At 64.5% G+C, this 12,922-nt stretch carries 12 protein-coding genes; 4 read left to right on the top strand and 8 right to left on the bottom strand.

All coding sequences use genetic code 11. The features are described 5' to 3' along the window. Positions 1–33: 33 nt before the first annotated feature. The 4 genes from phoU to H7J73_RS32235 all read right to left on the bottom strand — a co-directional run bounded on the left by phoU (position 34) and on the right by H7J73_RS32235 (position 5,246). Complete coding sequence (gene phoU, locus H7J73_RS32220) at positions 34–705, bottom strand: phosphate signaling complex protein PhoU (RefSeq protein ID WP_264071906.1); 672 nt, start codon at positions 703–705, stop codon at positions 34–36. A gap of 72 nt (positions 706–777) precedes the next feature. After that, on the bottom strand, positions 778–2,874 hold the full coding sequence (locus H7J73_RS32225) for an LCP family protein (protein ID WP_264071907.1): 2,097 nt from the start codon (positions 2,872–2,874) through the stop codon (positions 778–780). Between the two features lie 195 nt (positions 2,875–3,069). Then, positions 3,070–4,230 (bottom strand): tRNA dihydrouridine synthase DusB, encoded by a 1,161-nt coding sequence (dusB, locus tag H7J73_RS32230; RefSeq protein ID WP_264071908.1) that lies wholly within the window; start codon positions 4,228–4,230, stop codon positions 3,070–3,072. A gap of 14 nt (positions 4,231–4,244) precedes the next feature. After that, complete coding sequence (locus tag H7J73_RS32235; RefSeq protein ID WP_264071909.1) at positions 4,245–5,246, bottom strand: acyl-ACP desaturase; 1,002 nt, start codon at positions 5,244–5,246, stop codon at positions 4,245–4,247. A gap of 198 nt (positions 5,247–5,444) precedes the next feature. Between H7J73_RS32235 and H7J73_RS32240 the strand changes: the two genes are divergently transcribed. After that, positions 5,445–5,909, top strand: coding sequence for a hypothetical protein (locus H7J73_RS32240; RefSeq protein ID WP_264071910.1), 465 nt, complete (start codon positions 5,445–5,447; stop codon positions 5,907–5,909). A 30-nt stretch (positions 5,910–5,939) separates the two neighbouring features. Here H7J73_RS32240 and H7J73_RS32245 read toward each other — a convergent pair whose 3' ends face one another. Beyond that, positions 5,940–6,533, bottom strand: a complete 594-nt coding sequence (locus tag H7J73_RS32245; RefSeq protein WP_264071911.1) for a TetR/AcrR family transcriptional regulator — start codon at positions 6,531–6,533, stop codon at positions 5,940–5,942. A gap of 69 nt (positions 6,534–6,602) precedes the next feature. Between H7J73_RS32245 and H7J73_RS32250 the strand changes: the two genes are divergently transcribed. The 3 genes from H7J73_RS32250 to H7J73_RS32260 all read left to right on the top strand — a co-directional run bounded on the left by H7J73_RS32250 (position 6,603) and on the right by H7J73_RS32260 (position 8,946). Next, positions 6,603–7,628: an oxygenase MpaB family protein gene (locus H7J73_RS32250; RefSeq protein ID WP_435405619.1), complete on the top strand. Its 1,026-nt coding sequence runs from the start codon at positions 6,603–6,605 to the stop codon at positions 7,626–7,628. Between the two features lie 79 nt (positions 7,629–7,707). Beyond that, positions 7,708–7,830 (top strand): hypothetical protein, encoded by a 123-nt coding sequence (locus tag H7J73_RS32255; protein ID WP_264071912.1) that lies wholly within the window; start codon positions 7,708–7,710, stop codon positions 7,828–7,830. Positions 7,831–7,878: 48 nt separating this feature from the next. Next, a complete protein-coding gene (locus H7J73_RS32260; protein ID WP_264071913.1) occupies positions 7,879–8,946 on the top strand; it encodes a serine/threonine-protein kinase in 1,068 nt (355 codons plus the stop codon). Here the strand turns inward: H7J73_RS32260 and H7J73_RS32265 are convergent. The 3 genes from H7J73_RS32265 to H7J73_RS32275 all read right to left on the bottom strand — a co-directional run bounded on the left by H7J73_RS32265 (position 8,943) and on the right by H7J73_RS32275 (position 12,865). Further along, positions 8,943–9,650, bottom strand: coding sequence for an alpha/beta fold hydrolase (locus H7J73_RS32265; RefSeq protein WP_264071914.1), 708 nt, complete (start codon positions 9,648–9,650; stop codon positions 8,943–8,945). The two genes, H7J73_RS32260 and H7J73_RS32265, sit on opposite strands and share 4 nt — an antisense overlap. 22 nt (positions 9,651–9,672) lie before the next feature. Then, entirely contained in the window at positions 9,673–9,900 is a 228-nt protein-coding gene (locus H7J73_RS32270; protein ID WP_264071915.1) for a hypothetical protein, read from the bottom strand. A gap of 1,756 nt (positions 9,901–11,656) precedes the next feature. Then, positions 11,657–12,865 carry a hypothetical protein gene (locus H7J73_RS32275; RefSeq protein ID WP_264071916.1) on the bottom strand — a complete coding sequence of 403 codons (1,209 nt, stop codon included), beginning with the start codon at positions 12,863–12,865 and terminating at the stop codon, positions 11,657–11,659. Between the last annotated feature and the right edge of the window lie 57 nt (positions 12,866–12,922).

A 12,922-nucleotide genomic window follows, 5' to 3' on the forward strand; every position in this document is an offset into this window, starting at 1 on the left:
GCGTGCGGGGCTTTTTTGGTAGCTGACGGGGGACTATCTGGCGCTGTAGATATCGTCTTCGCTCGTCGGCAGTTCGCCGGTGGTCTGGAAGATGACCCGGCGGGCGATCTCAACGGCGTGGTCGGCAAAGCGCTCGTAGAACCGGCCCAGCAATGTCACGTCGACGGCCGCAGCCACCCCGTGCTTCCATTCACGGTCCATCAGCACTGTGAACAGGTGCTGATGCAGGTCGTCCATCGCATCGTCTTCTTCGCGGATGCGGGCGGCCTTCTCCGGATCCCCGGACAGCAGCACCTCTTGCGCGCTGTTGCCCAATTCCACTGCGACACGGCCCATTTCGGCGAAGTAGCCGTTGACTTCTTCGGGCAGCGCGTGCTGCGGATGGCGACGGCGGGCGATCTTGGCCACATGCAGTGCCAAAGCCCCCATCCGGTCGATGTCGGCGACGATCTGGATGGAGCTGACGATCGAGCGCAGGTCACCGGCAACGGGTGCCTGCAGCGCGAGCAGAACGAACGCGTTCTCCTCGGCCTGGGTGCTCATCGCATTGATCTGCTCGTGGTCGGTGATGACCTGTTCGGCCAGCACCAGATCAGCTTGCAGCAGAGCCTGGGTGGCGCGTTCCATTGCCAACCCTGCCATGCCGCACATCTCGCCGAGCTTGGCGGATAACGCCGATAATTGCTCGTGGTAGGCGGTACGCATGGACCAAGACTACGTTGGCAACCCTGCGAACGTCACGGCGTGGCGGGTGAACGAACGATGAATGCCGCCCGGCTATTCGCAGGTGGTGTCAGCGGCGTTGGTGACCGTGAGGTCCTCCGGGAGCTCGGTGGGCTCGCTGGTGGCGCCGTGCGAAATACGCACGCTGACCGCGGATCCACTCGGTGGGGGCGCGTTGACCGTGTCGAAGTCGGGGCCGAGTACCACTTTCACGACATCGCCCATCCCACTGACCCGTTCGATCTGCGGACTGCCGAACGCGGCGGCGACGGTGGCGGCCGCCTGCTCGTTGCCGGCCGAGAACATCACCGTGGTCGCCGGGACTTCCTTCGGATAGTCGTCGGGGGCGTCGACGTTGAAGCCCTGCTCCTGCAGGCCGGTGCTGACGGTGGTGCCCAGCCCGGTCTGGCCGGTGGAATTGGATACGTGCACAGTCACATCCGCGGGCGCGGTCGTCACGGCGTTGACCAGTTCGGTGGCCGCGGTCCCCCGCGGGGGTGCTGCCGGCGACGGCGTCCCGGTCGAACCGCCCGAGGTGAGGCTGTTCTTGACCGGCGCGGTAGTGGCGTTCATATCGTTCTCGCCGGGCAGCGGATCATCGTTGATGATCGCGTCGAACAACGCGCGGATTCCGTCGGTGCGGGGTTCCTCGTTGCCGGAGCTGTCGGTGATCCCGGTCGTCGGCACAGTCACGAAGGTGATCCGGCCAGCGGACACTCCCTGTAGCGACTGACCCAGGTCGACGAGGTCCTTGGTCCCGATGTTGTCCACATAGGTGTCGTTGATGAACATGTTGACGACGTTGTTGAGCTTCGAGAGCGAGAAGAACGTCTCCTTGGAGATCAAGGACCGCAGCAGCGACGACAGGAACAGCTGCTGGCGTTTGATACGCCCGTAGTCGCCGTTGAACTCGGTGGTGACCTGGCGGGCCCGCACGTAGTTCAGCGCGGTGTGGCCGTCGATCGTCTGTCGTCCCGCGTTGGCCAGGACGGTGCCGAGTTCGTAGTCCTCCAACGGGGTGGTGCTGCACACCTCCACGCCGCCGAGGGCGTCGACCATCGTCGCAAAGCCGGCGAAGTCGACGGCCATGAACCGGTTGATGGACAGGCCGGATATCTTCTGAATGACCTTGACCAGGCACTTCGGGCCGCCGAACGCGTAGGCGGAGTTCAGCTTCGTCTCGGTGAACACTTCATCGGGGCCGTAGGACTGGGTGTCCTCGTCGTAGAGCGGTCCGTACTTCCCGGTGACCGGATCCCACGCCTCACACTTCATCGGCGTGATCGCAAGGTCGCGTGGGAACGAGACGGCAACCACCCGTTTGCGGTCGGCCGGGATGTTCACCAGCATCACGGTGTCCGAGCGGGCGCCGCCGGCGTCCTCGGTATCGCCCGCCCCCATGTCGCTGTTCGCGCCGATGCGGCTGTCGACACCGACGATCAGGAAGTTCTCGTCGCCGAACTGGGCGTTGGGGTCGACGATGTCTCGCGAGTTCAGATCCAGGGCGGCGACGTTCTTGAGGTTGTTGTTCTTCTGCGAGGTCCATTTCCAGGCGCCCCCGGTCAGGACGAGCGCGACGATCGCGATCAGTGCCACGACCGAGCGGCCCGCGAACATCAGCGCGCGACGGCGCTTCGGGTGCCCCGGCGGAGGAGTGTCCGACGCGTCGTCGGTGTCACCGATGCGTGCGGGCAGTGCCAGGTCGATGACCGCGGGCAACAGGGTGGTCTCTTCGACCCCGCGACGGCGGGCCAACTCGGCCAGGTCGGGGATCTCGGAGGCGTACGCCGACGGCGTCGGGATGGTCGGCGGATCGGCGGCGTCGCCGGCGAGTCCGGCGGCGTCGTCGGGCCAGTCCCGGGCCGGTGCCGCTTCGGACTCCTGTGTGGCGCGCTGCAGGCTCTCGGGAATGTCGCCGGTGATCTTCGCGATCAGGTCGGCGACGGTGATACCGCCGGTGTGCTGACCGGAAGGGGCAGCCGGGCGCTCAGGTGCGGATTCGGCAGCCGGAGAAAAACTCGGTGAGGTTTTTAGTCGCTCCCACGGCGCGGCGGCTGGTTCGGGCCGGCCGGGTTTGGTAAGCCACTGGTTGACACCGTCGGGTTGTGGCTCGCGGTGGTGGCCAGGAGTGGCGTTATCGCCGTCACTCATGTCCTGATCCAGCCTCCGACTCTGACGGGTTGTCGCGCGCTCTAACTGGGCCGACGCGCGTCATTGCGCGTGCACCGCACTGTGCTGCCTATGTCTTTAGCAGGACTGACCACTGCTGCGCCACCGGAGCGACGCCAAACAGATCAATATCGTACTGAGACAACCTGAGAAGCCTGGTGTCGAGACCATCTCGATTCAGCCGCCGGAATGCATAGCGTCCGCACCCGAGGGCACTGTGCAGTCGTCGGGATCGGCGAGCCAGCCCTCCGGCAGCGAGACCGAGGACGGTGACCCTTGGCGCCCGCGCGGGCCAGCGGCGGCCGGCGGGAAGGGGACGTCCGGGTCGAGGCCGTTCAGGAGCCGGTCGAGCTCGTCGAGTGTCTTGACCAGGGCCAGAGCCCGGCGCAGGTCCGATCCCACCGGGAAGCCGTGCAGGTACCACGCGACATGTTTGCGGATATCGCGCATGCCTTTGTCCTCGCCGAAGTGCGCGGCAAGCAGTACTCCGTGCCGACGGATGATGTCAGCGACTTCACCCAGGGTGGGCGGTACTGGTGAGGGGGTGCCGTTGAACGCGGCCGAGAGCTCGGCGAACAGCCACGGGCGGCCCAGGCAGCCGCGGCCGATGACCACCCCGTCGCAGCCGGTGGTGGCCATCATCGCCAGCGCGTCGCTGGCGTCGAAGATGTCCCCGTTGCCGAGTACCGGAATCGTTGTGACATGCGCTTTGAGCTGGGCGATCTGCTCCCAGTCGGCCGCGCCGGAATAGCGCTGGGCAGCTGTTCTGGCATGCAGCGCGACCGCCGCCGCACCCTCTTGCTCAGCGATCCGGCCCGCGTCGAGGTGAGTGTGGTGGGCATCGTCGATACCGACCCGGAACTTCACGGTGACCGGAATATCGGTGCCCTCGGTCGCGCGGACGGCGGCAGCGACGATCTGCCCGAACAGTCGACGCTTGTAGGGCAGTGCCGCGCCGCCGCCGCGCCGGGTTACCTTCGGCACCGGGCAGCCGAAGTTCATGTCGATGTGATCGGCGAGGTCGTCGTCGACGATCATCTTCGCCGCCGCGTAGGTGGTGTCGGGGTCGACGGTGTACAGCTGCAGCGAACGTGGTGACTCCTGCGGCGCGAACGTCGTCATGTGCATCGTGGATTCATGACGCTCGACGAGAGCGCGGGCGGTCACCATCTCGCAGACATAGAGGCCGCTGACGGTTCCGACGCGTTCCTGCTCGAGTTCCCGGCACAGAATCCGGAATGCGACATTTGTCACACCGGCCATCGGGGCCAGGACGACGGGGCTGGGCAGCGCGAACGGCCCGATCTGTAGTGCTGCAGCAGATCGGGCCGGCGACAACTCGGTTGCGTGAATCAGGAAGCCGCCGATGTCGCGAGGAGGTTCTTCATCGCCTTCTTCTCCGCCATCTTCTTCTCCCGCTCCAGGCGCCGTTCCTTGGCGACCTCGAACTTGACGCAGGTTTCCTCAAGCTCCTCGACCAGCTTGCCGAGGTCGTCGCGCAGCTCGGCGGCCTCGCCGGTGAAGTCTTCGCGCTCGAAGATGCGCCATTTCTTGAGGATCGGCATCACCACGTCGTCGAGGTGGATGCGCGGATCGTAGACGCCGCCGACGGCGATGATCACTGCCTTGCGGCGGAAATCGGGGACCGTGTACCCGGGCATCTTGAAGTTGCGCAGCACCCGGTGCAGCGACTTCATTGCCTGGTTGGGTGCGATATCCAGGCCGGCGCCCGATACGTCCCGATAGAAGATCATGTGCAGGTTCTCGTCGGCGGACACTCGTGCCAGCAGCTGGTCGGCGATCGGCTCGTTGCACGCCTTGCCGGTGTTGCGGTGCGAGACGCGGGTGGCGAGTTCCTGGAACGACACGTACATGACGGAGTCGAAGAGGCTTTCCGCGAACATGTCGCCCTGCTGGTTCTGGCCGGGGCTGAAACCGCGGGTGACCTGCTCGAGCCGTAGCACCTCCAGCTCGACGGGATCGATGGCCCGGGTGACGACGAGGTAGTCGCGCAGCGCGATTCCGTGCCGATTCTCTTCGGCGGTCCACCGGTTCACCCAGAAGCCCCACGGGTCGTCCATGGAGAAGTTCATCGCGATCTCGCGGTGATACGAGGGCAGGTTGTCCTCGGTCAGGAGGTTCTGCACCATTGCCGTCTGCGCGACCTCGGATAGCTTGGACTGTTCGGGATCCCAGTCCTGGCCGCCGAGAGCGTAGAAGTTCTTGCCGTCTGACCATGGGATGTAGTCATGCGGGTTCCAGTCCTTACGCATCTGCATATGACGGTTGATGTTTTGCTCGACAACCGGCGATAGTTCGCGCAAAAGCTGCAGATCGGTCAGGTCTTTCGACATGGCCCCTCCAGATATCTGTGTCCGTTGGTTGCAGTCAATATATCTGTGTACCCCGGTACCATTCAAGTTGCCCCACTCGGCATGTCGGTGAGTGGTGCGGACCGGTGATATGGCAGGTAATATCCGTCCGTCGGGTCGTCCTCTTATACCTGATAATCATGGATATTCTCTGAACTTTTACTGGGAGGTCGGTCAGACGTGAAGAAACTCGTCGTGCTCGGCGCTAGCGCGGTTGGTGCCGCCGGCGCGTCGATTGCTCTGTTCGGCACCGGTATCGCATCTGCTGACAGTTATGCGGGGCAGAGCTACTCCGACGCGTCCTCGGCCGCCGGCAATGCCGGGCAGACCGTGGAGATCGCTTCCCGCGTCGGCACGCTGCCCGATGACCAGTGCACGGTGAGCCGGTCGCAGACTGCGCCGTTCCTGCAGTCGGATTTCGTCACCCACACCTCCGGGACCGTCCAGTTCTACCTGAACTGCACCGGCGCCTACGCGACGGCGACGCAGGCGGGGGCTTCCCTGGCCAGCCCAGAGGGTCGCGCCGCGAAGTCCGCCGCCGACGAGGCTGCCGCTGAGGCCGCCGCGCAGCAGAATGAATCCGATGAGCTGCTGGTCGCCGGCGATGCGCCCGGCGCCACCACACCCGACGTCGCGACGGGTTAGTCCGAAACTCTGCACTGTTGAGCCGGGTCGTCAGGGAATGGCGGCCCGGCTCAACAGCATGTCTACGCAGTAGTCGATGAACTGGTCGCGCGTCGCGGCGAGCCGTCCGCCGAGGTAGGCGGTGAACAGGGCGGTCAACGCCCCGAGCAGGCTGGTCGCCGCCATGTGCTGGGTGACCGGATCGGTGATCTCGGTGATGGTCGGCAGCGTGCGCTGCAGCAGGTCGATGAAGTTCGGCATCCATTCCGCGCCCGAGCGGGTCAGGACGGGCTCCACTTCGGGGGCCAGCAGCAGGACCCGGCCGCGGACCGGATCGTCGACCATGAGTGCGACGAACCCTTCCACCGCCTCGCGCGCGGTCGTCGCCGACATCAGCGTGGCCATCGCCCGCTGGCAGACGTCGTCGTAGGCTGCGCGAACGAATTCGTCTCTGTCGGTGAAACTTTCGTAGAAATAACGTTCGGTCAGGTTGGCTTGCCTGCAGACCGCGCGGACGGTGAGGGCAGGACCACCGGCGCTGCCGAGAAGCTGGACGCCGGCATCGATGAGATCGCCCCGACGACGTGCCTGGCGATCCTCGAGCGGAACACCCGACCAGCGGCCTCGGCGTTGACCGGACGTCACATCACTCCTAGACTCAATTGTTGACAACGTATGTAGTCATTCGTAGTTTACCGATAGGACAGTGCACCGGTGATTCAAGATACGTCTGGCGCATCGCCGCTGGCCAGCGGGGACCCAGCGCTACCGGGTGAGATGCCCGCGCAGGGCTGTCCGATGTCGGCGGCCGGCTACGTCGCGCCACCGCAGCCGCTGGGCCCCGATTCGTTGACCTGGAAGTACTTCGGCGACTGGCGGGGCATGCTGCAGGGCCCGTGGGCCGGGTCGATGCAGAACATGCATCCCCAGCTCGGCGCGGCCGTCGAGGAGCATTCGATCTTCTTCTCCGAGCGCTGGCCGCGGCTGCTGCGGTCGCTGTATCCGATCGGTGGGGTGGTGTTCGACGGTGACCGTGCGCCCGCGACCGGCGCGGAGGTGCGCGACTACCACATCGACATCAAAGGTGTTGACTCCCAAGGCCGCCGGTATCACGCGCTGAATCCTGAGGTGTTCTATTGGGCGCACTCGACGTTCTTCATAGGCACCATGATCGTGGCGGACCGGCTGTGCCTCGGCGGGATCAGCGAGGCGCAGAAACGCCAGCTGTTCGACGAGCACATCGCGTGGTACCGGATGTACGGCATGAGCATGCGATCGGTGCCGGAGACCTGGGAGGACTTCCAGGAGTACTGGCAGCACATGTGCAACGACGTACTGGAGAACAACAAGGCCGCCCGTGATGTGCTCGATCTGGCCGAACTGCCCAAACCCCCGTTCGCCGAGAAGATGCCGGACTGGATGTGGCGGGCACAGCGCACGTTGGTGTCGCGGTTCTTCGTCTGGTTCACCGTCGGCCTCTACGACCCGGCGGTTCGCCGGTTAATGGGCTACTCGTGGTCGGCGCGCGACGAATGGCTCCATCGTCGCTTCGGCACTGTGGTGGGCCTGATTTTCAGCGTGCTGCCCAAGCGGCGCAGAATGCACCCTCGCGCCCGGGCCGGCTGGGATCGCGCCACTGGGCGCTGCCCGGCGGATGCGCCGTTGGTGCACACGCCTGCCCGTAACCTGCCACCGGTCGAACACCGTGACAACGGGATGCACTACAGCCCGTCGGTCTGAAGGTCTCGCGGCGCGTTGACCGAGCACGGTCCGCGCTGCGTGTTCTGATGGGATGACCGTCGGACTGCGGGGTGAGGCAATGGAAGTTGCATGGCTGATCGGACCTCCACTGGCTGTGGCCTACGGGCTGCTCATGCTGCGCGGCGCGACGTTGCTGGCCCGGGCCTGGGAACGTCGACATCCCCACCGCGACGGCAATTGATGCTCGGCGCCTAATGTTTCGCCGCACCGTCCGGCTACGGTAGACCTCATGTTCGTCACCGAACTGCTCGGCGGTCGCTACGAGTTGCGGGGCATCATCGGCCGCGGCGGCATGGCCGAAGTTCACGAGGGCTGGGATACCCACACCGGCCAGATCGTGGCCATCAAGCTTCTCTATCCCGGTTTCGACACCCATCCCGACTACCTACGCCGCTTCTGGGCTGAGGCGCAGTCGGCGTCGGTGCTGCATCATCCGAACATCGTCACCGTCTACGGCAGCGGCGAGCATCGGGGTGCGCCGTTCATCGTCATGGAACGGTTGCCGGGCCGCAGCCTGGCCGAGATGATCGCCCACGGGCCCGTCGCGCCGGATTACGTCCGCAAGATGCTGTCCGATGTCCTGGCCGCGCTCTCCACTGCGCACGCCGCGGGGATCCTGCACCGAGATATCAAGCCGGCCAACATCTTGTTTACCGCCGACGGGACCGCGCAGGTCGCCGATTTCGGCTTGGCGAAGGGGCCGGACACCCACCGCACCGACACCGGTCAGATCATGGGGACGATGGCCTATATGAGCCCGGAGCGTCTCGCCGGCAGGGTCGCGACCGTCGCCGACGATCTCTACGCGGTCGGTGTCGTCGGCTACGAAGCGCTGACGGGTCGGCGCGCCTTCCCCGAGGAGAATCTCGTCGCGTTGGCCAACGCCATCACCTCGAACCCACCCATCCCGGTGTCGATCCTGCGACCCGATATCGATCCGCAGCTGTCGGCGATCGTGGACCGCGCGATGACCCGCGAGGAGCCGGCTCGGTTCGCCAGCGCTGCAGTGATGTGGGCCGAGCTCGCCGATGTCGGCGGTGACCCCGTGACCGGCCCGATACCAGTGTTCCGGCCGCCGCCGGTGGCGCCGGTAGCCGAGCGGCCGGTGCTGCTGATGCCGCCGCCGGAGTTTCGGCAGCGCCGCACCGGACGATTGCTGTTGGTGGTCGGACTTCTGGTGGCGTTGGTGGTCGGGGCGATCGCCTTCGTGCTCGGCGCGGCCAGTCAGCGGACCCCCAGCGAACCCACTCGGGTGATCACGAACGTCGCGCCGGCTTCGGTGGGTGGCGGTACCTAACCGGCGACGCCGAGCAGGATGTCGGCGAGGTCGGTGGGCCGGGACAGTGCCGGCGAATGGTCGCCGGGCAACTCCACGAGCCGGGCGTCCAGGCGCTCGCGGGCTACCTGCCGGGACCAGGCCGGGTTGACCATCTGATCGCCGGTACACACCACGTAAGTCCGGTCAGTCAGCGGGAACTGTGCCAAGGGGAACGGGCTCGCATAGGGGTTGAGCGCCTGCGGGCGGAGCCGGGCGAAGGCCGCGTGAGCCGCTTCGGCCTCGGCATCACCGAAGATCAGCGCACAGGTCAACTCTTCGTCGATCCAGGTGTTGCGGCGCTGTTCGTCGGGCCGGCTCAAGGCCTGCAGGGACATCCGGTTGAGCATCTCGGGATCGGCGCGCATCTGGTCGCGCAGGCTGCGCCCGATCTCCGGGACCAGCGCGGCCAGATACACCAGGTGGCGCACCGGCCGACGGGCGGCGACGAGCGGGATCGTGTGCCCGCCCAGGGAGTGCCCGACGAGGACGACGTCATCGCCGGCGGATCCATCGTCCAGAGCGGCGCAGACCACGTCGGCATAGTCCTCGAAACTTGCCGCCGGGTCGTCAGAGGGCAGCTCGGGTGCGATCACCTGATGACCGCGCTGCTCGAGCAGCGGGATCAGCCGCTCCCAACACCAGGCTCCGTGCCAGGCGCCGTGTACTAACGCGAATGTGGTCACGCGATGAGCCTGGCACGGCGCATCAGCCGCGGTTCCACTGGTGGCGGTGATGCTCGGGGGTGCCGGGCTGCGGCATGTTGGTCTGGTGGGGGAAGGCGGGGTGCTGGACGGGGTGGCTGATCGAGCTGCTGGGGCCGTAGTTGGTGATGACGGTATCGGCGTGGCTCACCGTGGCGGTGCCGATGGCGACCAGGATGGGGGCGGCGACCAGGGTGGTGCCGGCGAGTGCGCGGCGGATGATGGCGTTCATGATGAATCTCCTTGTGCGAGTTGGCTTTTAAGTCCTTCGGCCGGAGTGTTCCGGCGATGACTCAACTATGTCGCACTCGGGTGCATCGGCCTGTCAGTCAGGTGGCCCCTGCGGCAGATGAACCGGCTGTCCACCGATCGGGGGACAGGGCTTGGGGGTGGGCAGCAGCAGGGTCCCGGGAATGCCCGTTGCGCCCGCCTCGAAGCGACAGGCGTGCGCCTGCGTGGTGCCCCCACTAGGACTCGAACCTAGGACCTGCGGATTAAAAGCCGATAGGCGGGTCCCTATCCCAGACTCTGTGACCCATTCGCGCGATCCAGCAGAGCCCATAAAGTCCCAGATAGCGCTACATTCCAGGCTGAAAGCAGGGCATTTCAGCGGCCGTAATCTCGTCGCCGCTGACAGCTGGATCGCCGCCGCGCTGCTGTCACGCTGCTGTCACGGGGTGCGCGAAAAACGCCTATTTCGGAGTCTTTGGCGGCTTCGGGGCCTTGTATGGACGCGGCTTGGGTGGCAGGCCCGTCTTCGACGCCGTCTTAGGGTTCGAGTAGTACGGGTCTTGCTTTCTCGTGGCCATGAAAGGTCCCTCCCTTGTTGAACACCAGTCGAGCTACGACTGGCATCCGATCCCACTGCCTCCACGGTCCAGGTCGTAGATGTCTGTGCCGATGACGGTAACCGGACCCTGCACATAAGCGGGGCCGTTGCCACTACCGCCGAGGCAATCGACATCACTTGCGATCGGAACGCAGGCCCCCGAGTAGTTCGGATCGCACGAACCCGGCGCTGCGCTGGATACCGGCGCGAAAGCCAATGCAGCAGTGATAAATCCAATTGCCAGAAGCGTTAATTTCCCCACGGTCGCAAAGGGTAGCTACGTCGCTGGCGTCTCGTCTTGGTTTTGGTCTTTGTCTTGTCGCCCCCACCCACCAAACCGCCGGACAACCGGCAAGGCCAGGAGCGCGGGAATCACGACTCCAAACAGGCTTACCCGTACTGTGCCACGGCGTTGACGGCGAGGTCATACCGTGGACACCAGAGCTGGACGGAGTCCCAAACAATGCCTGCCGCGTCGTGGTCGGAAAATCCCTGGTTGTTCAAATAGCGTCCGATCGCTCTCAGAGACTCCACCGTCACGCCCGCCCTGTCCAACCTGTCACACACCACGGACGGACCTTGCTCGTACACATAATCGTCCACCTCGTCAGCGTGAGCTGGGACAGCCAGCCCGACGGAAATAGAGCTGATTAAGGCCACCACAGGTGCCCAAATCGTGCGTCGCATAACACTCCCTCCCCGCCAGCAATGCACTTGCTGTGAGCAAACTGTAAGCGACCCCATATTGGAAAGCCGACAGTCTGGCAAAGGGCGGCCCCGTGCGACTAGATCCGTCGGTCTCTGCTTAACTGCACGATTCGGTCCGGCCGGTCATCTAATGTGGCTTCGCGGCCCTTGTACCGCCCGCCAAAACTTGGAGGCGCATTTTCGAGGCCTTTGGGTGTTAGCCCGTATCCCCAAGACAGCTCACTGGCTTCGCCGTCCAGCTCATCCATATCAAGAGGCCGTGGCAGATCGGGCTCACTCCGGCCAGAGATATTCGCACCAGAACGTCTGCTACCCATTGGCAGCCACCGCCTCAGCGTTCGGTACGGCATTGGAAGGCGAGCCGGCAAGGGCTGCCTGCGCTTTCGCAATCGCCACCAACACTTCAGACAGGTTCTCCGCTAGCCACCGGGAAGGGTCCATCGTCGCGGCCCTAGACGCCGAGAATCGTAGGCGCGGTATAGGTCCCGGAATCGGTAATCTGAGTGACCACAGCGGCACCGCGATGACGCGTACCGACACCGAAGCTACGACTGAAAAACGACTCCGTCAGAGGATAAGTCGCTGTGCTGCCGGGGATTTGACGTAGCCCCTGGTAAACCCTGTTCGAATGCTGGCGCACTCCAACAACATTCGAGGCCGCGCCCGGGCCGGCAGTAGCTACCACGGCAAACCAGTGCTCGGGCATGAAATTCGACTCGACAATGTTCAAGGGGCCGTACTTGCCCACTGACGGTAGGCCGAACACAGTTCCGGGCGGTTGAGCGCCCACCAGTTGGCCACCGTCGGCGATAATGAACGCAGGTTGATTGACCGCCCTGATGAAGTCCCATTTTGCCACCTGGCTGTTTTCATTAGCAACGTTAGCGCGGAAGCTCTGGATGATCTCCGACTCGGTCGGATGCACAAGGCACACAAGCTCTTCGGGACTGTCCACTAGTGCGTAACCGTGTTCGCGAATCTTGGTGACCGTAGTCTCGAGGTCGGCGCTGTCGATGGTGTCGTTGCCGCTGGCCAAGTAGTGCGTGTGCGTGCGGTCGAACGTTTTTCCGAGAACCGGAGGCGGTGTCATACCGTCCGTACCGTTCCAGAGCCCGTAACAAGTGTGACCAGAGTCGTTGATCTCAGGAGCGGGTGAAAGCAGGCGGTTTAGGACCCGCCGGGTCACGGTGGTGTTGTCACCGCGCATCGCTTCATCAAGAACAGCACGCACCTGACGAGCATCGGCATCCCTGAGGAAGCGCCAGCTGAAGCGGGCCGCACGATCGTAATCGTCGAAAGTGTAACCAAGCAAAAGGTATTCGCTCGGCGGACCCATGCTCTCCGGGAGCCCGTGCTCGGATGCGCGCTCATACTCACTCTCGACCAACGCCTGTGGAATGGCGTCTGCCGCTGAGGTGTGCCAGTAGGAAAGCAAGTCGACAATGGCGCTCCGGTGCTTGTTCCACTCGCCGAGCGCGGTCTGCATTTCAAGCCAAATTGAATTCAAATCAACTTGGTCTGCAGTCTGGGTCACGCGTGGTACGAGATCGCCCTCGCTGAAAATGCCACCCTGAATCTGCTCGGCACCGAAAGGCGGATTGTCCCAAAGAGCCTGCAGAGCATCATATTCGGGCCGGGTCTTGGTGTAGATGTTCGTCATGTCGTCTCCGCAATAGGTTCCTGTTGGGACCGTCGAACCCTGCGGGTTGCTGAGATG

This window comes from Mycolicibacterium komossense (genome assembly GCF_025822605.1).
GTDB classification, from domain to species: Bacteria; Actinomycetota; Actinomycetes; order Mycobacteriales; family Mycobacteriaceae; genus Mycobacterium; species Mycobacterium komossense.